Origin of the sequence: Argonema antarcticum A004/B2 (assembly GCF_023333585.1) — a bacterium.
Taxonomy (GTDB): Bacteria; Cyanobacteriota; Cyanobacteriia; order Cyanobacteriales; family Aerosakkonemataceae; genus Argonema; species Argonema antarcticum.
On record NZ_JAIQZN010000069.1, the window covers coordinates 1,961 to 24,053 of the forward strand.

General features: G+C 45.0%; 18 protein-coding genes and 1 other RNA gene. 9 read left to right on the plus strand and 10 right to left on the minus strand.

Annotated elements, in window-relative coordinates; translation table 11 throughout:
- The 3 genes from LAY57_RS24645 to LAY57_RS24655 all read left to right on the plus strand — a co-directional run.
- Window positions 1-191: hypothetical protein (locus tag LAY57_RS24645; protein WP_249069747.1), on the plus strand; the 191-nt coding region annotated here is incomplete at its 5' end.
- Between the two features lie 263 nt (window positions 192-454).
- Window positions 455-829, plus strand: a complete 375-nt coding sequence (locus LAY57_RS24650; RefSeq protein ID WP_249069748.1) for a KGK domain-containing protein — start codon at window positions 455-457, stop codon at window positions 827-829.
- Window positions 830-834: 5 nt separating this feature from the next.
- Window positions 835-1,080: an HNH endonuclease gene (locus LAY57_RS24655; RefSeq protein ID WP_249069749.1), complete on the plus strand. Its 246-nt coding sequence runs from the start codon at window positions 835-837 to the stop codon at window positions 1,078-1,080.
- A gap of 254 nt (window positions 1,081-1,334) precedes the next feature.
- Here LAY57_RS24655 and LAY57_RS24660 read toward each other — a convergent pair whose 3' ends face one another.
- A complete protein-coding gene (locus tag LAY57_RS24660) occupies window positions 1,335-3,983 on the minus strand; it encodes a DUF3536 domain-containing protein (RefSeq protein WP_249069750.1) in 2,649 nt (882 codons plus the stop codon).
- Between the two features lie 509 nt (window positions 3,984-4,492).
- On the opposite strand from LAY57_RS24660, the gene cax reads away from it, so the two are divergent.
- A complete protein-coding gene (cax, locus tag LAY57_RS24665) occupies window positions 4,493-5,614 on the plus strand; it encodes a calcium/proton exchanger (protein ID WP_249069751.1) in 1,122 nt (373 codons plus the stop codon).
- Between the two features lie 372 nt (window positions 5,615-5,986).
- Here cax and LAY57_RS24670 read toward each other — a convergent pair whose 3' ends face one another.
- From LAY57_RS24670 to LAY57_RS24680, 3 genes are read right to left on the minus strand one after another with little or no spacing between them, the layout of a single operon-like run.
- Window positions 5,987-8,989 carry a poly(A) polymerase gene (locus LAY57_RS24670; RefSeq protein WP_249069752.1) on the minus strand — a complete coding sequence of 1,001 codons (3,003 nt, stop codon included), beginning with the start codon at window positions 8,987-8,989 and terminating at the stop codon, window positions 5,987-5,989.
- A gap of 11 nt (window positions 8,990-9,000) precedes the next feature.
- Window positions 9,001-10,149 (minus strand): AAA family ATPase, encoded by a 1,149-nt coding sequence (locus LAY57_RS24675; protein WP_249069753.1) that lies wholly within the window; start codon window positions 10,147-10,149, stop codon window positions 9,001-9,003.
- Entirely contained in the window at window positions 10,146-10,934 is a 789-nt protein-coding gene (locus LAY57_RS24680; protein WP_249069754.1) for an RNA ligase family protein, read from the minus strand. Before LAY57_RS24680 ends, LAY57_RS24675 begins: the two co-directional genes overlap by 4 nt.
- Before the next feature lie 308 nt (window positions 10,935-11,242).
- On the opposite strand from LAY57_RS24680, the gene LAY57_RS24685 reads away from it, so the two are divergent.
- Window positions 11,243-13,396, plus strand: coding sequence for a WD40 domain-containing protein (locus tag LAY57_RS24685; RefSeq protein WP_249069755.1), 2,154 nt, complete (start codon window positions 11,243-11,245; stop codon window positions 13,394-13,396).
- A 102-nt stretch (window positions 13,397-13,498) separates the two neighbouring features.
- Here the strand turns inward: LAY57_RS24685 and LAY57_RS24690 are convergent, their stop codons facing one another.
- From LAY57_RS24690 to LAY57_RS24710, 5 genes are all read right to left on the minus strand, one after another.
- Entirely contained in the window at window positions 13,499-14,128 is a 630-nt protein-coding gene (locus tag LAY57_RS24690) for a Uma2 family endonuclease (RefSeq protein WP_249069756.1), read from the minus strand.
- A 318-nt stretch (window positions 14,129-14,446) separates the two neighbouring features.
- On the minus strand, window positions 14,447-14,755 hold the full coding sequence (locus tag LAY57_RS24695) for a hypothetical protein (protein ID WP_249069757.1): 309 nt from the start codon (window positions 14,753-14,755) through the stop codon (window positions 14,447-14,449).
- A 21-nt stretch (window positions 14,756-14,776) separates the two neighbouring features.
- A complete protein-coding gene (gene msrP / locus LAY57_RS24700) occupies window positions 14,777-15,766 on the minus strand; it encodes a protein-methionine-sulfoxide reductase catalytic subunit MsrP (protein ID WP_249069758.1) in 990 nt (329 codons plus the stop codon).
- A gap of 402 nt (window positions 15,767-16,168) precedes the next feature.
- Window positions 16,169-17,035: a tetratricopeptide repeat protein gene (locus LAY57_RS24705; protein ID WP_249069759.1), complete on the minus strand. Its 867-nt coding sequence runs from the start codon at window positions 17,033-17,035 to the stop codon at window positions 16,169-16,171.
- 364 nt (window positions 17,036-17,399) lie between these two features.
- Window positions 17,400-17,885 carry a peptidoglycan-binding domain-containing protein gene (locus tag LAY57_RS24710; protein WP_249069760.1) on the minus strand — a complete coding sequence of 162 codons (486 nt, stop codon included), beginning with the start codon at window positions 17,883-17,885 and terminating at the stop codon, window positions 17,400-17,402.
- A gap of 475 nt (window positions 17,886-18,360) precedes the next feature.
- Between LAY57_RS24710 and LAY57_RS24715 the strand changes: the two genes are divergently transcribed.
- Window positions 18,361-18,852, plus strand: coding sequence for a pentapeptide repeat-containing protein (locus LAY57_RS24715; protein ID WP_249069761.1), 492 nt, complete (start codon window positions 18,361-18,363; stop codon window positions 18,850-18,852).
- A 249-nt stretch (window positions 18,853-19,101) separates the two neighbouring features.
- The gene (locus LAY57_RS24720; RefSeq protein WP_249069762.1) at window positions 19,102-19,530 is read left to right on the plus strand and encodes a hypothetical protein; all 429 of its coding nucleotides are present in this window, start codon (window positions 19,102-19,104) and stop codon (window positions 19,528-19,530) included.
- Between the two features lie 187 nt (window positions 19,531-19,717).
- Here LAY57_RS24720 and LAY57_RS24725 read toward each other — a convergent pair whose 3' ends face one another.
- Window positions 19,718-20,566, minus strand: coding sequence for an FkbM family methyltransferase (locus LAY57_RS24725; protein ID WP_249069763.1), 849 nt, complete (start codon window positions 20,564-20,566; stop codon window positions 19,718-19,720).
- Between the two features lie 50 nt (window positions 20,567-20,616).
- Here LAY57_RS24725 and LAY57_RS24730 point away from each other — a divergent pair, with 50 nt between their 5' ends.
- Together LAY57_RS24730 and ssrS are read left to right on the plus strand one after the other, a co-directional pair.
- Window positions 20,617-21,792 carry a 5-(carboxyamino)imidazole ribonucleotide synthase gene (locus LAY57_RS24730; RefSeq protein WP_249069764.1) on the plus strand — a complete coding sequence of 392 codons (1,176 nt, stop codon included), beginning with the start codon at window positions 20,617-20,619 and terminating at the stop codon, window positions 21,790-21,792.
- 12 nt (window positions 21,793-21,804) lie between these two features.
- A non-coding RNA gene (ssrS, locus tag LAY57_RS24735) (6S RNA) lies at window positions 21,805-21,988 on the plus strand.
- The last annotated feature ends 105 nt before the right edge of the window (window positions 21,989-22,093 follow it).

Sequence of the window (22,093 nt, forward strand, 5' to 3'; positions counted from 1 at the left end):
GTGTTCTCGCCCACACCCGCCTGGGAATCAATTCCCAGGCTAATAGCGAAAGTCCATTAAAATGGACTGGAAGATTTTGTGTTCTCGCCCACACCCGCCTGGGAATCAATTCCCAGGCTAATAGCGAAAGTCCATTAAAATGGACTGGAAGATTTAGTATTCAGTCCTCTTCAGAGGACTTTCGCTATTAGCCAGCGATTTGAATCGCTGGCGGGCTGACAGCGCAAGTGTAAGATCTCAGAATATAGCCCTTGCGATTCACCAAAGTTATTGACAAAAATGAGATGAACTGAGATGATATTGTCAGTAAATTTTCAGAAAAATTTGATATGTAAGATTGAAATAGAAGATAACTACTATTTAAAATAATTTAGGTAGCAATTAAATCTATTGGTCAAACAGAGATGATAGAATATTATAGTTAATAATCCAATTACCAGTGATTTAAAATAATATGAGCGATAAATTTGAGCCGTTGAAATGGGATGAAGTTGTTTCTATAGATAATTCTGCTAAAATTTTAATACCACACCGTACCTTTACAGTCAGTGAATTGGTAAAAGCAGCGCTAGAGCTTGTTAAATCTACTATCCCTTCCGCAGGATGGACAGTAGAGAAAGCAAAATGGGCTGGGGAGGGCGTAGAAGCTGACGTTCTAAAGTATGGGGCTAAGGGTTGGCAACAAGGTAAAGTGAGACTCACTATAGAATTTTGTCCTGATGAACCTGAAGTTGAAGAAAGTACTACAAGCAATCAGCCAGAAATCCCCCAACCAGAATCACCCCTCGACGATCTCCGTCAACTACTCAATCAAGATAATCAGCAATAAAATATATGAGCAAAACGCCACGAATTCCCATCCCTCCTGAAGTGAGAAAATACGTATTTGAGCGCGACAAATATCAGTGCCAAAGTTGCGGTAAAACGAAACTTGAAACCGAACTCACGATCGATCATATCATCCCTTTGGCGCGTGGTGGTTCCAACGATATCAGTAATTTGCATACTCTCTGCCGTATCTGCAACCAGAAGAAAACAGATAATTTAGATCCTCGTTTCAGGCGTCGCTTCAGCAACTGATATCGTCAAATTGTCTGTTGTCATCGTTGGTTAAATTTTTACCACAGATGAAGACAGATGAACACAGATGAACACAGATAAGAATAAGAACAGGATTTTTTTAGGTAACCGATGTTTAAGGACACGATCTGATTCGGATGTGCGAGAATTGCATGGGAATAAGCAAATACAATGAAAATTGGCGTAAATAAACTGAACACCCAGAAACCGGGTTTCTTGGAGAAACCCGGTTTCTAAGCACGGCAGTTTTACGTTTAATACTGCTTCATCCAAACATCGACATCAACTGCTAACTTTTTACCCAAACGCAACAGGGGACGAATTTGAGCTAATTCCCAGCGACAGATTCCCTCGTTTTCAGGCTTCCAAGTTACATCAACCAGTATGCACTGGGGCACGATGTACTTGTGGAGGCAGCTGCAAAATACTTCCTGTACGCGATCGAGTGATAAGCCAAGATTTAGCCTAGCGCCTACATCGATCGTGCGTTCTATACGTTGGATATCCGTTGTCAAATTAGTTGGGTTGGATTCGTAGAGGAGATGCCAGAGAGCTTTTAAAATCAACCGTTCCAACGTCTGCTTCCCTTCCCGAATATTCAACTGCGAGCGCATATTTTTGGCTTCTGTGGCGATCGCTTCCAACTCGGCCAATTGGCTCAAACCCAGATGGGACTCCCCATCTGCCAAATCGGTCAATTCATGTTCCAACTCCCGCAAAGCGATCGTCGCCCGGTTACTCAGCGCCACCTCTGCTGCAACCTGCAACTCTTGCGGTACGGGCAATTCATCCCGGTGGAACGCCATCAACACACTGTAATTATCCCGGTAAACTTGAGTATAAAGTTGATCCAGGCGTGTCAGTGTTTCCTTACTCAACAGCTTCATGATCCGGTGTCTTTCTTCAGCAAACAAGTTCTGCAAGCTGTAAGTCGAAGATGTTCCCGAAGCGTAAGTTTCATCCCCAAACATTCTGCTCATCGCCAATATCGTTTGTGCTGCACTAGCTTGTTCTAGCGCGTCAAACAACTGCTCTTTCATCTCGGTATACGCACAACTACTGGTGAAAGGTTGAATGCAGCAGTGGAAATCCCAACCACCCAGATGCAGAACCGCAAATACCAGATGCACGCTTTCCCAGGTAATTTCCGATACCATCCGCACTTGCCCCACCGCCAGAGCCATTGTCCCCATGCGTTGCAACTGGTAGTCGAGGCGATGTGCGGTGTAGCAATAAACGCGAGTTTCCTGGGGATAATTGGCGAACAGGGAAGTGATGGCGTAATGCGCGGCTACTTGTTTAAAGCTAACTTGAGCAGATACCACCAGCTGTCGATAAATTTCGGCACCATTTTTGAACTCATCGATGTTACTCGGAGCCTGAGTAAGGTGGAGGAGAAACTCTTTTTCCAACTGCATTCCAGCTACTTCCCCTGCCAATTCTAAGGCGCGGGCGGCATAGCGGAGAATCTGCACTCCTTCTGGGCGGGAAAGTTCTTCAAAAAACCAACCGCAACTGGTATACATCAGTAGGGCGTGGCGCTGCATTTCCAGCAAACGCAGGGCGTCTATTTGTTCTGCTGGTGTAAGTTGGTGGGAGCGGTGACGACTGAGGAATCGCTCCACGTGATCGGGAGTGCGATCGCGAATTACATCTATATATTCATCACGCGCCAGCCAAGGATCGAGGAAAAACTTTGACCCGCTATCTTCATAAACCTCGATTAAGCGATCGCGCAACCAATCTAGCGCGTTCCGCAGCGGACGCCGCCATTTCTGATGCCAGCCGCCCCCATCACCGCAACCGCAATCATCCTGCCACCGATTTACCCCGTGGGCGCAACTCCAAGCTGTCACTGGCTTGAGTTCTACTTCCCAAGTGGGGGGATTGAGGCTGAGGTAATGGGCAAAGTTAGTCACCTTCCAGCCGTTACGGGGAAACTGTTCTGTGAAAGAATATGCAAGGCACTTTTCCGTACCTCCCTTGTGGTGACCGAAAGTTTCTCCATCCGTGGCGACGGCGATCAGCTGGGCTTGTCTGCGATCGCCACCGATGGCCGTGCCAATCCGCCCCGATAAGTTATGGGAACTGTTGAGCAGATCGTCGAAACCCATATCCCGCGATATCGGGCCATCGTAGAAAAAGATATCTATATATTTTTCGGTGCCTGGTAGGAAACAGCGATAAGGACGCCTGGGATCGATCTGAGCGCCACCCACTTCAATCCAGTCATCCCCCCTTTCATCCTCGACAGAGGGCATGGGACGACAGCGCTGGGCTTGGGAGGGAGCCAGGACGATGAAGCGAATATCTTCGGCAATCAGGGTTTCTAGGGTTACGTAGTCTACAGCAGCTTCTGCTAGCCACATTCCTTCGGGATCGCGACCGAAGCGGGAGCGAAAATCTTCTTTGCCCCAGCGAATTTGGGTGTATTTGTCTCGCTCATTGGCGAGTGGCATGATGATGTGGTTAAACACTTGCGCTACAGCATTGCCGTGTCCGTTCAGGCGATCGCAACTCTTGCGGTCTGCCTCTAAAATCCGCTGATAAACCTCAACATCGTAGCGTTCCAGCCACGACATCAGCGTCGGGCCAATATTAAAGCTCATGTACTCGTAGTTATTGACGATCCCCACGAGTTCGCCGCGATCGTTTAACACCCTTGCAAAAGCATTGGGGCGATAGCACTCGTGGTGAATTCGCTCATTCCAATTATGAAAAGGAGCTGCGCTAGGCTGACGCTCGATCGCATCTAGGTAAGGGTTTTCACGCGGAGGTTGGTAAAAATGGCCGTGGACGGTGACAAAAACGCCTGTAGTCTGGTGGCGATCGCTCTGAGCTTGTTCTGGAGGTGCTAGAGGCGTAAGGCTGACCGATTCTACTTCCTCAACAAAAACTGACATATTTTTTTAGGGGCTAGGGGCTCGAAAAGTCAAAAGTCAAAAGTCAAAAGTCAAAAAATAATTAATTACAACTGACCACTGACCACTGACCACTGACCACTGACCACTGACCACTGACCACTGACCACTGACAACTGACAACTGACCAATGACTAAATGCTTGCTATCAAGGGGGAAAAGCGCCCACTAAGCGGGGGGGTTACTTGCAGCTTTTTTGATTTAACTGCAAAATCTAAGGTGCTGGGACGACGATTTAACGTAAGTTAACGAAACTTGAGCGATCGCAGCAATAGTTACAACTAAAAATTAAACAAATGAAATAATATGTAACTCATCCCTCCCAAGTAGGAAGCAGAGAAATGCCAGAAGAGAAAAATACACTATTTTTCCTACTCTGCACAACCTAAGCAAGCGAGTATCCTAGATTCTGACTATCACGAAGCACCGTCTGGGAATTGTGAAATTTTAACCTCCCAGCGGAACCGATCGCCAAAAACACCGTTAATTTGATGCTGACCAAAGACAATATCTTCTTAGCCTTATTGGTGTTCATCCCGATTTCCATTGCTGCACACTTCCTGCATTGGGGATCGCTGACCATCTTCATCACATCGGCACTAGCCATAGTACCCCTTGCAGCCTGGATGGGTACGGCAACCGAAGAAGTCGCTGTAGTCCTTGGCCCATCCCTGGGGGGGCTCCTAAATGCCACCTTTGGCAACGCCACGGAATTGATTATCGGCATTGTCGCCCTCAATGCTGGATTGATCGATGTGGTCAAAGCCAGTATTACAGGTTCGATTATCGGCAACTTACTCCTGGTGATGGGACTTTCCATGCTGTTGGGAGGTCTGCGCTACAAGGAACAAGAATTTCAGCCAATTGTCGCCCGCGTTAATGCTTCGGCGATGAACCTGGCTGTAATCGCCATGTTGCTACCCACGGCGGTAAACTACACCTCTAGCGGGATTAAGGAAGGCGCAATTCAAAGCCTTTCTGACGGGGTTGCGATCGTATTAATCCTCGTCTACGGGCTGACGCTGCTGTTTTCGATGAAAACTCACGCCTATCTCTACGATGCGGGCTTGGCGGAGATGGACCCTCAAGAGTTAGCAGAAGCGAATCTCGCCCCCGATGAACCACCGCAACACAAAGTGAATCTCAAGCTGTGGGCGGGAGTACTATTAGCCTGCACTCTGGCGGTAGCGGTGGAGTCGGAACTGCTAGTTGGCACCCTGGAAGAAGCGACATCCCGTCTAGGGCTAACCACTTTGTTTACCGGGGTGATCCTCGTTCCCATCATTGGTAATGCTGCTGAACACACCACCGCTGTTACTGTGGCAATGAAAAATAAGATGGATCTTTCGGTTTCGGTGGCGCTGGGTTCAAGCCTCCAAATTGCTTTGTTTGTTGCTCCTTTTTTAGTTCTGACTGGCTGGGTGCTGCACAAACCAATGGATTTGGACTTCAATCCGTTTGAATTGGTGGCAGTTGTTGTGGCGGTGCTAATTGCTAATTCGATTAGTTCCGATGGTCGATCGAATTGGCTGGAAGGCACACTCCTGTTAGCAGCTTATGCAGTTTTGGGGCTGGCATTCTACTTCCATCCGGTCATCGAAGGGATCGGGTGAAATTACCCGACTTGGGTACCGTGGTTATATGGCAAGCCAAATTAGTTTGGCATTGTTGAAAGAGAAAAGGTCTGTTTTTTTTAGTCCTATTCCATAATCCAACAAAAAGAGCGATCGCACGAAATATTTCAGGCGATCGCTTTTTTTGTTTGATTGTTTTCTATAGCAACCGCTCTCGTCAATTAGGACATTCGGGGCGAACGCGAGTGCGTGCCGAGTTCATTAGCATTCGGGTTATATAGCCAGGGACTAGGGGCTTTCTTGCTAGGGACTAGGGAAGAGGGAAGAGGAAAAAGCTTGACGAAGTAAGGGATTATGGACTTCATGTAACAGTTGGAGTTGCCTTAATCGCCCTGGCGGTTGTTATACTTGCTAAGTTAGTAACTCAATAGAAAAATTATTGACAAAGTAAGAGCGAGTTACAAACTCTTTGGCAATTTTTTCTATGGTAGCGCGATCGCAACCTTCCGAAACTTGCAAATCCAGTACTATTCTACACATATTTTGTTCTCTTCTAATACCAGGCCAAGGTCTGACCGACGCATTCAGCTGCTGTTCCAAATTGATGACCAAACCGATCGCATTTCCCTCCAGCCAACCGGCGCAGCTTTCTAAAGTTTCATCATCTTCACTTTTCGCGGTTACAGCTAATAATAATTGTGATTCTTTTTGGAGATCCATCGACTCAAACAAAGTTTGCCAACCAACCTCACCAGCTAACACTTGTTCAGCTATCTTTCCAGCACGAATAAACTCATTTCGCAGGATTTGTGCGGTGGAACGGGAAACATTTCGCGCACTATTTTGACACGGTTCAATTGGCGTTACTATTGGTAGCCAATCGCGGGGTAAGCGCGGACGATACAGTTTGCCAGCTTCCGTCAGAGATACAGGCTGAGTCCAATCGTGTTGAACTAACATTTGGAAAAAATCAAATAGCAATGTTTCAGTTTGAATATTCGCAATATCCAGCGGGTACTTTGTGCAACTCCAAGCTGCTAGCAATGCCCAAGAAAAATTGCCCAGAAAACCCCAAGCATTACCGTGAATTTGACGTGCTTTTGCCCAAGCACGCACCGCACGCAATAGCTCATGAAAAGATGCTAAAGGTATTCGCTGTGGTACTGCATCTACAATTAGATCTGATCCCAAACAACTGGAAACTGCTTGCCAACTGACTGGATCGAAAAATTCTCGATCGCTCTCTTTTATCCGTACAAACTTACTTGGTTCGGCAGTTGTGCGTGCGTAAAGCAGATCCACCGATATCCCTTCAATTTGCATCCTCAATACTGGCATCCGTGCATCTTCAACTAGATTCGATCGATCGCACAATTCCACCAATTTCTGTTGCACGCTTTCTAAAAATGCCAGACCCGATAAATGAGCGGGAATTAAACAAACAATATCTAAATCGCTTTGCGGACTTTGCACACCCAAACGCGCCGAACCGAGTAGATGCAGCGATGGTTGAAAACCCAAACATTCCGCACAAGCTTGCGCTATTATCGACAAAATTGTTTCCTGATGCGCTTGCTGTGTCTGACTCAGTTGCGGTTCCAGCTTATTAATAAGTTGTCGGAGATCGGTTCTCCCCTCTTTGTCGCACGGGGAGGGGTTGGGGGTGAGGTTCCACAAGAGTTTGGCAACACCAACATCTTCGTTTTGCTCTCCCAAATGCACGAGGTATCGCACCTCGAAAGGTTCGTCACCGCGACGGCTAATTAAAGCTACTGACTCCACAGGAAAACTTACTGGATGCCAAGAAGTAAGCTGGGAAAATGCTTCTTCTGAACTGGGAAATTGACCGACACTAAGATGAGGCGTAAAACCATTTTGCGACTTTTTACTTTGTTCGTCGCACTGGGGAAATAGCTGCTGTAAAACGGATTGTAACTGATGTAATGCTGACGGTGGATCTGCAACAGGACGCAACCACGCGGTTGATCTGGAACGGTGAGTAAAAGTGTCGAAACCTTCTAATGTTATTTGAAAAGGTTTTATGTGTTTTAATGTTTGTGCGATCGCACTTGCTACTTCTTCAAAATATTCCTCCGGCACAAAACCATAAATCAGGTTAATGTGGGGCATCCAACGATGGAAAGATCGATCGAAACGTTGGCGAATTGTCTGAATTGCAGACCAAATTTCGGCTGTGGGAATTACCACCACAGCACTTTGATAGACAGGAAGCACATCACAAAGAAACCCGGTTTCTGGATGCGTGTATTCCAGCATTGCACGCACGCCAAAATGATCCGACGGATAAAGTTTTCCCTCAGTATCGGGAATCGGATCGCAGGCAAATAATTCTATCGAATGCGGTATGCAATGCTTACTTTGATCTCGCAGCAGGATGCGATCGAAACGCGCCGTTTCCCCGGTTAAACTCATCAGTGCTGCCAGCGGGTTTCGCAGCGGATCGAAAGTGTAACCTACTTCTTCTGGATGCAGTAGCTGCCAAACATCGATAAAGTTATTTTCAGTTAATATTTCTCCTAATTCATCATCTCTACTATTAAAGTCTCCTACAATTAAACACTCACCTGGTTGCGTTTTCAGATATTCAAACAATATATTTAGTTGAAGGGTACGTTTTTCGATCGCATTGTAGGCCCGATCGCTCGTCAGATGCACCGCCGCTACCCGCAACGGTCGATCGTTGAAAAGCCATGTTCCCACGAACACTCGCTTGTGCGCCGAATACTGATGTTCGACTAGAGTAAATGGCGATCGCGACAAAAGCAGAATACCATGTGAATGAAGCGTCGATCCAGAAGGCGATTCCGAGATAAAGTAATCGCGTACCCAATCTTGTGTTAATAGAAATTCCAACAGTTGTGGCGTCGCTTCTTGCAAACCAATGATGTCGGCATCGCAGCAGCGCAAATGTTCGGCGATAACTGGAATACGCTTTGCTGTATGGATAATCTCCGACTCGTAGTTATCCCAAAGAACATTAAAACTAACTATTTTCAAATTGTTTAATTTTGCCGATACCAAGGTGCGATCGACTACTTGCCAACCTGACGAACCATACCCATAAACCGATCGCGCTTCAAATGGGAAATTTTCCGACTCCAGATCGTTGTGAGTTACCCATGCAGCAGCAGGCAACTCTCCTGTTGAGAGCAAATCTAAATGCCGATCGCGATCCCAAACAACAGTTTCTTGACAGCGAATATAGCGAATCCGATGCCAGGGAATATCTCCGTTTGGTTGCCATTTCAAGAAAGGTTTTTCCCAGATTTTATCCTGTGATGTACGCTCTCTATATCCAATAATAAACGCGCTGCTATTTAGGCGTGCATCCCATAAAATTCGGTCATACACCTCGCGACTGGTTGCCATTTTTCTGCGATCTGACTTAGACATATCTGCCTCAATTACGGACTTACAACCCAATCCACAACATGAGCTTCTGTGATGTCAGGAATATCCAGGCGATTGTACATTCTCTCTATCACTTTTTCCGGAACTTTAGCATCGCGAGAATTATTGCGTTCTAATAATTCTTCCCAAGGAACTTCCAGATAAACAATCCGAATTCTTCCCCCATAAGCCGAAAATAAATTAACCAAAGAAGAACGCAATTGCCGAGAAATATTTGTCGCATTCCAGACAAAAGATTTCGCAGACCTCATGTATTCTCTAGCTATTTCTCTCCCTCGATCGCCCACAGCACCTTGGTTATCTTCAGGCGAGATATTCATGAGTCTTCGCAATTCATCCAGAGAAATTACTTTCCAATCTGGCAAATGTTCGCAAATCCAATGGTTTTTACCAGATGCGGGTAATCCTGACATCAGAACCACTTCAAAACGAGTATCGTCAAAGGCGGTATAATTTGGATTACCATTTTCCTTTTGGAAATAAACAAAACGACTGTGATGGTCAGCAAAAGGTCTGGGATGCTCAAAGCAGTCATTTTCCTGACAAAAATCTCGAAAAAACTCTATCCGTTCTAAAAGTTGTTCTCGGTCATCACAATGGCGATCCATCACATCAGCTTCTGCCAATAACGCTAACAAGTCGCAGCGAATAAGTTGACTAGCTTTGATGACAGAACGTTGCGGGTTTTCTTTATCCCAAAACCACAAAGGCAGACTGCCATATTGGACTAAATTTACAACTGCTTCCCTTTGATGAAACGGCACATTCATTGAATAGAGAATTTGCCGTGCCATCTTTGCGCCTTGGCGAACGTGACCTTTTGATGAAATGCTACCATCGGCTTCTATTTCAGTAGCAGCAGGTTTTGCTATATCGTGCAATAAAGCAGCAGCAAATAGAATCGATCGCTCAATCGCTGGTAAGTCTCGCCAAGCTGGTAAAGATATAAGCGCTTCGCATACTAAACGAGTGTGGGTGAGAACGTCGCCTTCCGCATGATAGCGGGGGTCTTGGGGACAATTTTTAAGAGATTTAAGCCAGTCAAATTCTGCCTGAAGTGCCTGCCAATTTAGTGTCCAATTGGGAGCATCAGGACAGTAGGGAAATGACAAAATTGGTGATAAAATTTGGGAGGTATTCATAACGCAAATAAATCTACATCGTGGCGGAGCAAATTGGGTATTATAGGACGGTTGAGCCAATGACCGTCGGATTGCAATACGGTGGTTAAAAAGCTGGGACGAATGTATTTATAACGGGCAGTTACAATTTCTTCATGCTCTACTTTGATATATAATCCTTCCATTAAGTAACTCGGATCTGTTTGTTTGAGCGATCGCTCTACATCCAATCCTTTTTCCTGACAGGATAGACGAAATCTCTCTAAGTGGCCGAACTGAATAAAATTTGAATTTCCTAACAATCCCGTTAGTTGCTTGTACGATCGTAACCTACCTGCAAATAACACTGGCACGGAAACGATCGGCAATCCTCCTAATAGTTGCTTTCGGCTTTGAGTGCTGAGAAACTCCCCCTGTTTGATATCTAGCAGATCGTACTCTAGGAAATAGTGAGGTAAATAGTCGTAAAAAACGGTGTGTTTTGCATACAACCATTCGCCATACAGCACATAACGACTACCCAACACTTGCAAAAATGCAGCAGCATGACTGTAAGCCCATTGTTTGAATAAATTAAAGTGTTTTTCTCGCTCTCCTCCTGTGAGATAATGTCCTCGACTTTGCAATCGCATTTGACCGTCGTAACTGAAACTGATGGCGGCGTTTGCGCCATCGACTTTTTCTTCAACTACGACATAACGATTTGCGATCGCGCTAAAAGGCACGCTATCTAAATCTTCATCACCCGGTTGCAGTCGCGAACCTTCAATGTGATGGGTGCGTGGATATTTACGAATTTGCTCCATCAGTTTTTATCAGCTTTATATTACATTGTAATACAAACAATACAAAACCGTCAATGAGGATATCAAAGATATAGCTAGAGACTAGGGTAAGAAGGGGCGTGTTTCAAGGTTGATGGGATTGTTAGCCCCAAAACCGGGCTAGCGTTGAGCCAAATTTATCTTTAAGTGGCCGGTTGCGGGACGCAACTATGTCTGTAGGGCCTTGAATTTAACAGGGCGATCGCACTACCCTAGCATTAACCCATTGTGGCGAATTGCTTCTTTAGTTAGCATCGTCACAGGCTTATAGTCTGAAGTAATCTACCGCCGTGAGTTATTGTTTAAATCGGGATTGCCCAAAACCCGCCGATCCGTTGAATCTTCCCAATCGCATTTGTCGCAACTGCGGTTGGGATATATTATTGCAAGGGCGCTATCGAGTCATGCGTCAGTTGGGCAAAGGTGGCTTTAGCAAAACCTTTGAAGTGCTGGATGGTGAAACCTCGAAAGTTTTAAAAGTACTCTCCACCAACCATCCCAAGGCAGTTTCTCTGTTTCAGCAAGAAGCGCAGGTTTTGAGTCGGCTAAACCATCCGGGTATTCCCAGAATCGATCGCGAAGCATATTTTACCATTTTGCCTAGAAAAAGTCAACAACTGCTGCACTGTCTGGTGATGGAGAAAATTGATGGCTGCAATTTAGAAGAATGGCTCATAGCAAGAAACTATCAGCCTATCTCCCAAGCAGAAGCAGTTGACTGGTTAAAACAGTTGGCAACAATTTTGGAGCAAGTACATCAGCAAGAATATTTCCACCGAGATATTAAGCCATCCAATATCATGCGGCGCTCCAATGGGCAATTGGTGTTAATTGATTTTGGCACAGCTAGAGAGATTTCAGGCACTTACTTAGCGAAAGTCGGTAGTGGACAAAATGTGACGGGAATTATATCCACAGGCTACACGCCAATCGAGCAAGCTAATGGTAAAGCAGTGCCTCAATCTGATTTTTTTGCTTTGGGGCGCACTTTTATTTATCTGCTCACAGGGAAGTCTCCCAATGAGTTTCCTGAAGACCCCCACACAGGTGAATTGTTGTGGCGAAATAGCGCTCCGCAGGTATCACAACCAGTCGCGGATTTTATCGATTACTTGATGGCTCCATTTCCAGGAAATCGCCCCTCTAGTACGCGATTGATTTTACAGTATCTGGCGGAAATTGAACGCCATTTGTCTTTAAATCAGCTATCATGGCAATTAGTTTCATATTCATATTACAATACTGCTAAGGTAAGCAATATCCAAAAGACAAATTATTTTACAATACCTTTGGCAAAGATGAGGAAGTCTAAAAACAAAAAGCTGCCTAAGTTTGCTAGTGAATTTCTAGCAGTTAATGCGACGCTAATGCTGGGATTTACAGGTACTCAAATTTATGATTATTTAAGCACAAACTCATATCAGCCTAGTTACCAAGGTCGGTCAACGCAGGCAGAAAAATCGGACTCAGCAATTGCCGCAGAAAAAAATATTAATCAGTTGGTTGTGCCATCAACTGCCAAGAGTGATAATAAGCTTATAGGAACGGGGGAGTTGCGTCCTTACAATACCTTTTTAGGGCATTTGGGCAGGGTAAATGCGATCGCTTTTAGTCCTGATGGAGAGATTCTCGCCAGCGGTGGTGGCGACAAGACTATCAAGTTGTGGGAGCTAAAAACTGGTAAACAAATTATAACTTTGTCGGGTCATTTAAGCGGAGTAAATGCGATCGCTTTTAGTCCCGATGGCAAAACTTTAGCTAGTGCCAGTACAGATAATACGATTAAATTGTGGGACTCCAGTACAGGGATGCCGCTGCATACCCTCATCGGTCATTCTGGTTGGGTATCTTCCGTTGCATTCAGTCCCGATGGTCAAACTATTGCTAGCGGCAGTTACGACAATACGATCAAACTTTGGGATGCCAATACAGGCGAGTTGCGGCAAACACTAACAGGACATTCTGCCTGGGTATTTGCTGTCGCATTCAGTCCCGATGGACAGACAATTGCTAGTGGCAGTTTTGACAATACCATTAAATTGTGGAACGCTATTACTGGGGAAAAAAAGCAGAGTTTAACCGGGCAATCTTTACGGGTGCGATCGCTTGCTTTCAGTCCTGATGGACAAACGCTCGCCAGCGGTACGGGAGAAGGTACGATCGAACTGTGGGACTTGATTGGCTCACGCATCCACAATACTCTTGACGGACATTCCGATGCAGTGAGTGCGATCGCATTTAGTCCCGATGGACAGAAGCTAGCTAGCAGCGGTGATTCTACGATCAAGATTTGGGACGCCACCACTGGTGTATTGCTAGATAGTCTCATCGGACATCTAGACACAGTTGATGCTATAGCCTTTAGTCCGCGATCGCAATTTCTCGCCAGCGGTAGCGATGACAATACAATCAAAATTTGGCCGATCGAGGGGACTGGGGACTAGAAAAGTCAAAAGTCAAAAGTCAAAAGTCAAAAGGGGAGTAGGGTTCAGGGGGCTAGGACGTCGGGAAGAAAAGCAGAAGTAGGGGCAAATAATAGGCAGTTTTTAGTGAAAACCTTTCTTCACCCAATCACGGAACGATCGAAACACCGTCGCATCGTCTACCATCTCTGCCTCTCGGAGGAACTGCATAAACTCTGGTAGTGCTAAAAATGGAAAAGTTAGCCTTTGTTTTGGCTTTCCATCTTTTCCTTCTCTGAGCAGGTAAACTTTGACTGTGATGCCATCGTAGCACCAGACTTCCGAAATACCCAAAGCCGCATAAATTGATATCCGATTGAGCGAACTGGTGCTAATATCGATCTCGATCGCCAAATCCGGGGGAGGGTCGCAGGTCAAGTCAATTTTTTGCTTACCGACTACAGCAGACGCATTTTGGATGTAGAAACATTCGTCAGGTTCCAACCCCCGCTCCAAATCCTGACGCTTAAAAGTGGTAGAGCCTGCATTAATTAAGGGAATATTTCGCTCCTCAGCTAGAATATTAATAAAACGTCCGATTAATGTTTTGTAGCGCTGATGCCTATAGGAGGGACTAATTAGTTCTAGATTGCCGCGATCGTAGGTTACGCGAACGTGACGATTTTGTAAGACTTTTAGTATAGTTTCATAGCCATCCCAACTGATGTCTGTCAGTAGAAACTTTTGTTTGGGTAGAATTAGATCGAGATCCATAATAAATGCTCAATTTTATGAAGTTCATAGTAAAGATTGTCTCACTCAAACGCGATAAGTAATGCCGGAGCGTGACTTAGGCAAAATTATTACTCATACACTAATAGTAGTGTATAGTGCTTTGCAACGGACCCTACCACTTGAGTTGCTGGGTAATTTCTGCTGACCTAGCTTCTACCTGTGGTGAGATTTTTCACAATAAATCTGAGAATTTATACTATATAGCCACAGTCAGATATGTTAGAACAGTATTGAACGCTCAAAGCAAGGTGGACTGTGTTTGTACTCAGCACGGCTGACCTTGCACTTTGCTATATCTTATCGATCGCCTTTATCAATCTTAGGAGATGGCGGCGCTGTAGGAGGGCTTGCAGGTTCTTCAATTATCAGCGTGACTCGGTATTCTCCCGGTTTAATATCGGAGTCTACCTCAGCTGTCAGCTTGCCATCATCTGTAACAATTGCTTTTGCTTTAATAGTTTTCATGGTCACATATCTGTCCCCATCTTCGCTGGTGATTTTCACTATAGATTTTTGTTTATCTTTGAGATAGCGTTGAGAATATTTACCTCTCACTGCTTTGCTCAAATCATATCCATCCAGGATTTCTGAGTAGTCATCAGGCATTTCATAATCACTCGCACTACATCAAACATACAAACTCGCCACATATTCCCCATAACCGTTATAAGGAAGCGTAATGCGTTTTTCCCAAGAAAACTTCTGCCCCTTACCGACAAATTTTTCTGTTGCTTGCGACCAACGAGGATGAGGCTTAGTCGGATTGACATTTGCCACAAAATCATATTCGTTCGGCACAAGTGTATTCCAAAAAGTTGCTGGCTGATTTTCCACAAACTCAATTTTTACAATTGACTTCGCACCTTTAAAACCATACTTCCACGGTATTACTTCTCTGATTGGCGCACCGTGTTGTTTTGGCAAGGAATGACCGTAAACTCCTACTGCAAAAAACGCCAACTCGTTCGCCATTTCTTCTAAGCGCAGACCTTCTGTGTAGGGCCAAGGCAACTTTCTTCCCAATGTCCAAGCGGGGCCGATCGTAATTTTAGGATCGTAATAGGAGGTAAAGCGGACAAATTTAGCTTTAGAAGTAGGCTCAACAGCCGCGATCAATTCCCGCATAGGAAATCCAATCCACGGAATCGCCATCGACCATGCTTCAACGCAGCGAAAGCGATAAATCCGCTCTTCTAAAGGAAACTTTTTCTGCAAATCGTCTAAATCGTAAGTGCGGGGATTTTTCACCAGACCAGTTACTTCGACTTTCCAATCTTCAGTTGGCAAAGCTTGGGCTGCTTGCCAAATCGATTTACCGCTACCAAATTCATAATAATTATTGTATCTGCCAGCGAGAGTTTCTTCAGTAATTGGACGGTCAACTGCTGTAAATGCTGGATTGCGTTTAACTGAAGTTAATTTAGCCTTATCCAAACTTGTTGACAAGGTGACTTTTGATTCCTCAGACTGCTGACATCCAAGTATTGGCATGATACTTGCCCCCAAGGACGCCCCCATCAGCGTTTTCAGAAAGCGACGCCGATTGAAAAAAACAGCTTCTGGGGTTACTTCCCGTTCGGGAATTTCCCATGATTTAGGCACGCGAATTATTGTCATTGCGGATCAACTCCTAATTTTTAATGAGGGGTTATAAAAGTCAAAAGTCAAAAGTCAAAAGTCAAAATAAATAAGCGCTGGAAAGAAAATAGGTAATAACTCAAGTTGCTAGTTATAGCAACCGACGAAAGTCGGTTAAGGCAACTCCAACTCGCTCTTCAAAGCCATAATCCCTGATAGTCGTAACCTTTTCCCTCTTCCCTCTTCCCTCTTCCCTAGCCCCTAGCCCCTAGCCCCTAGCCCCTTGCTATAGTTCCATTGGCTCTTGTTCGGAATGGATAATGGGTACGTAGTTGCGCTTTAGCGCTCCAAGAGCGCTAAAGCGCAACTACGTACCTACGGCTACCAGCCTTAATGATATAACTAGCAACTTACGTTAATAGGGTTTAGAAGTAGAAATCTTCATTTTTTGAGTAATGTCTGAAACCGATCGTTTCCGCGAATTCGGTCAAAATACGAGCTAGTTGCGGCTAGGATGAGGTATTTGTCTGGATTTAGCTCGATCGCTTGTTGTAAGCTTTCAATAGCCTGATTGACTTTAATTAAGATTCCACAACAACAAGCTTTACAGTACCAAAGGTCTGCTTTGTCAGGATTAATTTCTATGGCTTTATTGTAGCTGGCGATCGCTTCCCGATATCGACCATTAGCTAGCAGCGCATCGCCTCGGCGATACCAAGCCCAATAATCCTTCGGTCTTAGCCTCAGCGCCTTATTATAATAGGCGATCGCTTCCTTATAACGACCCATCTGACGCAAAGTGTCGCCTCGCCAATACCACACCCAGTAGTCGTTCGGTTTCAAATCCAAAGCTCGATCGTAACTGACTAGAGCATCTTCGTAACGCCGTGACTCCCGCAGCGCATGGCCGCGATTATACCACGCCCAGTAATCCTCCGGTCTTAACTTTAACGCTTCGTCATAACTGGCTAGAGCCTCTTCATAACGTTCCACTTTATGCAGCGTATGACCCCGCCAGTAACAAGTCCAGTAATCCAGCGGGTTCAAGTTCAGCGCTCGATCGTAGCTGGCGATCGCATCTTCGTAAAGGCCCATATCGTCCAGAGCATTTCCCCGTTGATACCAAGCTCGCCAGTCATCCGACTTGCACTCTATAGCTTTATCGTAACTAGCTAGAGCATCCCTATAGCGCCTCCCCGCACGCAAGGCATTCCCCCGCCTATACCACGAGATGTAGTCATCGGGACGGCACTCCAGCGCTTTATTATGGCTACCGTTCACTTGGTCAAAAGGGATGAGGCGATTCATATTAACCTGTTAGCATTAACTATATCTGAGAGTAGTATATAAAAGTTTTAAACCCGATAGGGTTATTTCCCTATCAGGTTTATCCCCGCAAAATAGCACAAAAGCGAATGGACTTTCCTGCCTGGGTATATTTTAAAGACACTCTACGCCTATTGGGAAAACTTTTTATTTTGGAATTGGCGATTGGTGGTTATGAAATGTTGACTTTTGGTTGTAATTCTCAACCTGCCAATCTCCCCATTTCTAGCCCGTAAGTAGGTGGCCATAATTAAACCTAAAACTGCCTCGCCCTTAGAAACCGGGTAACTCCTGCGAAACCCGGTTTCTGGGTATTCAGTTTATTTACGCCCACCTACTTAATAATCTAAAAGGCGGATGCTTGATTTGGTGAATTCAGCATTACAGTCCAAGTGCTACTCCCAATAATGCCATCAGCGATCAAGTTTCTAGACCGTTGAAATGCTACAACAGCATTGCGCGTCTGAAGCCCATAGATCCCATCGATCAGGCCATTGTATAATCCCTGTTGTTGCAATAAAGTCTGAACCTGTCTAACTGATTCTCCCCGACTCCCCAAGCTTAAAACTGGCGCTTGGTTGGCAGAAGTGCCGCCCAAGCCGTTAGATGGCGTGGGGGCGGTATTTTGAGAAGGTTGATTTAGCGGCTGATCGATCTGACTTGGTGATGGATCGATTTGACTTGGTTGCCCATTTATTTGACTTGGCGAATTATTCATTTGAGGCGAAGCAGTCTGAGCATTCCCAGGCAGTCCTGCCAAAAATGGAATTGCGGAAATTGCAGAGATAAAGCCAACGGACAGCACACTTTTTTTCACAAATTTAGCAGTCATAAGTTCTTACTCCTTCTGGCAACTTTTGCTAACTCTGTAACCATTTCTGTTTTTCTATCTATTCATAACTTTATCGCAGCCATCAACCCAGCACATAGGTCTATAGTCAGAGTTAACAATAGTAATTTTTATAACCTGCGAAAGGCATGATATCTCTTAAATTTAAAGCACAACAATGATGTTGTTACCTTGCTTAGCGAGATTCAACTAATACTAGCTTTTCTTCCCCGAAATGCTATAATTTTTTAACCAGATAAATACCCCCTAAAGGAGTATAATCATAATTTGCGCTCGCAGATTCAAAAGCTGTGCCTGCTTGTAACCTCACAAAAGTATTGCCCACCCTACATTAGATTCGCCAAAAATATCGTCAAGTGCAGAGGCGTATCATTTTTCCCGCTATCTCTGTCATTGGCAGCAGAATGCAGTAATCTGAAATATAGCCTTTAAAATCAACTAATCAAACCACTTTTTTATGATTTTCCGGCAACTGGCTGCATTCCTATTCGCTCTTATTCTCTGCTGTTCTGCCTTACCAGCGCAAGCACTAAAATATCCTCCTCCCCTGTCTTTTACCAATGCCGCACTGACAGGAAAAGATTTCTCCGGTCAAACCCTGCGGGTAGCTGAGTTTTCCAGCGCCAATTTAGAATGGACGAACTTTGCCAATGCTGACTTACGTGGAGCCGTTTTTAGCGCCTCTATCATGACTGGCGCAAATTTGCACGCAGCAGACTTGACTAACGCAATGGTGGATCAAGCTATCCTTACCGATGCCGATTTAAGCGATGCCGTTTTAGTCCAAGCAATTTTACTGCGCTCTATTATTAATCGTGTTAATATTACTGGTGCAGACTTCACCGATGCCCTACTAGATGGAGCCCAAATCAGACAATTATGCCAACAAGCAAGCGGTGTCAATTCTAAAACAGGCGTGGTGACTCGCGATTCTCTTGGTTGCAGGTAATTCCCAGACTTATATGGATTACCTAAATATTTGCTAAAGATGTAGGGGCAATTCATGAATTGCCCCTACACCAGAGAATCATACCAAATCCGCTTCGATTACCAAGAAGCTATTTTACTCGCAGATGCACAGAAGAAACCTATCTCGAAAAGCTCAAACTTCAAAAACAAGGACTGATGCACGACCTATTAACCGGAAAAGTGCAAGTCAAACATATCGCTGACAGGAGTATCAATTAAGGAGATCGCCGTGGAATCCTATCAACCCTTTTTAACCTACCTGGGAATTGGCACCGCCACCATTGTGGTTATTGTAGCCATAATTTGGGCATTCCTCGCCTTCCGCATCTTTAGCTTAACTAAAGGACTACCCCAAGCTATCACAGAATTTTTTACCTTAATTAGTGAGGAGAAAATTGACCAAGCCTATCAACTCACTACTGAAAACTTCCGTACTAAAACCTCAAAGCAGCAATTGATAAAATTCATCAAGAATAACAAAATAAAACAGTACAAACGAAGTACTATGTCAATCCCTAAAGTGGAAGATAATAGACACCTACTCGACATAAAGCTGATTACAAGTACTGGGCGTGAAATCCCCCTTAAAATGGCGTTTGTTCGACAAGCTAAAGAGTGGAGAATTGACCAATTAGAAACCCCTTCAGTTAAAAAATGATTGAATTTCATTCCGCGCTGCGGATGTAATGGCAGACTTAGCCAGCCTCAAAACTTTTAGCTACAATCTAAAGCTATAGCAACCGCCAGGGCGGTTAAGACATTCTTAATTCTTGAAAACCTTGATTCTAAACCCTTTTTACCCTAGCCCCTAGCAAGAGAGCCCCTAGCTATATTTTATAGTTCCACTACCCCAATCTGTCTGCTTGACTTGGATAAATCGCCACTGAATTAGCCGGATAAGGCCCATCAAATGGGATTTCATCGTAGGGATATGTAGGGCTAACTATCCGGTAACCGAAGTTGGCAAGAAATTCGTATATGGTTCTAATGTTATGAGGAGTATACTTAAAGAAAATTGGCAGAGTTTCAAAATAAACTAACGGATGATATTTCTCCAGTACTGCCTTACCGCCAACTAAAACATCATATTCCATGCCTTCAACATCGATTTTGATCGCATCTATTTTGTCTATGTTTTCGAGTAATACCCACTCATCTAGAGAAATTACATCTACCGGAATGCCAGAAATTGCCTGTAAAGCTCCATTTCCTCTATATTCTTGGTCTTCGTGATAAAAAAGTTGGCCTTTGGCTAATCCTAATCCGAACGGTACAACTTTGACGAGATTTTCCAGTTTGGGATTTAACTCTATGTTTGCTTGCAGACGAGAACGGATAGTTTGTGCTGGTTCAAAAGCATAAATCTTACCATGATTGATTAAACTGGCAGCTACTAAGGTGAGTAGACCGCAATTTGCACCAATATCCAAAAAGACATCATCTGCACGGATAGCCTTGCGGAAAAAGTTTGTTGTGACAACATCGTACACGCCGCCGAGCCAAACAGAAGCTTCTATAGGATATGTTGTATCAACTTTAAATTTATATTTACCGCAATACTTATTGACAAGATAGGTTTGTCTTTTGGGTAGTAGGGTGACGAATTTTCCTGCTCCTCTACCCGTTAAAGCAGAAATCGGTCTTACTATTAGGCGTAAAATAAGGCTAAATATAACGATCCAAATTTGTTTCATAATAAGAATATAGACGATGACCGATGACGGATGACTAATGACTATTAGCAATGAACAATATTAAGCGAGTTGGGGTGATTGGGGGAGGACAGCTAGCTTGGATGATGGCGGGTGCAGCAAAGGCGTTGGGAGTTGAGTTAGTTATTCAAACGCCCCATGCCACCGATCCAGCTGTTGCATTTGCAGCCTTCACCATTTTTGCACCTGTGGATGATTCTGCGGCTACAGCTGAGCTAGCAACTCGCTGCGATGCGATCGCATTTGAGAATGAGTTTATCAACCTGGTCGCTCTAATGCCCCTACAAGAGCAAGGCGTTTTGTTTCGTCCCAGGCTAGAGGCGTTAGCTCCCCTACTGGATAAATACGACCAACGCTGCTATTTAAGGGATTTGGGTTTACCAGTACCGAAATTTGTCGCCCTTGAGGAGTGGGGGAGTGGGGGAGTGGGGGAGCGGGGGAGTGGGGGAGAATATCCAATTTCATTTCCGGCAGTATTAAAGGTGCGACGGCACGGCTACGATGGTCAGGGGACTTTCATCATCAAAGACCGGGAAGCCCTGGAAGCGACTTTGCAGGGACTCGGACATACCCCCGTATTGCTAGAAGAATTTATCCCCTTTGAACGGGAACTGGCGGTAATTGCCGCTCGTTCCAGTGCAGGCGAGATGGCGCTTTATCCTGTCGTAGAAACCCAACAGGAAGAACAGGTTTGTCGGCGGGTGCTGGTGCCAGCAGAACTCGACCCAGCAGTAACCGGACAGATTGAAGCGATCGCTCATACCCTACTCAATAGCCTACAAGCTGTCGGAGTATTTGGCATCGAACTATTTCTGACCCCTACTGGCAAAGTATTGGTCAATGAAATCGCACCCCGCACCCACAACTCCGGTCACTTCACCCTTGATGCCAGTTATACCTCCCAATTTGAGCAACATCTGCGAGCCGTTTGCGACCTACCCTTGGGCAATCCAGCCCTAAAGTGCGATGCAGCAGTCATGGTGAATCTATTGGGTTACGAATATTCCCACAACGATTACCTCGCCAAACGGCAACAGCTAGCCCAATTGCCCAACTCTCACGTCCACTGGTACGGTAAAAGCGAATCTCGCCCCGGTCGCAAACTCGGCCACGTTACCGTTCTTTTGGATGGGGCAACCAAGTCTGAAGCACAAGCAGTGGCACAAACTCTTGAATCGATCTGGTACGGTTCTCGATCTGTACGCTAGAATATGAAGCAGGTTGTTCTGCGGCGTTGGTGACTGCCAATAATGTTTTTTGACTATGCCTTTTCTAAAGGGAACCAAAAGGTTTGAGCAGCAGTAGACCGGGCTTGTACCCGGAAACTTTTAAGCTATAGCCTAGAGTACCCACCTGGATTTTTCCAGGTCAAAAACTGAGGTAAGACGGCGTTGCGGAATACCTTTAAAGAATAAAATCCCCCTGTCAAGCAGACAGGGGGATTTTTGTATGTAATATAAGGCGGCTGCGGTGAAGTGAGCTACAGAGAAACCCGGTTTCTTGGAGAAA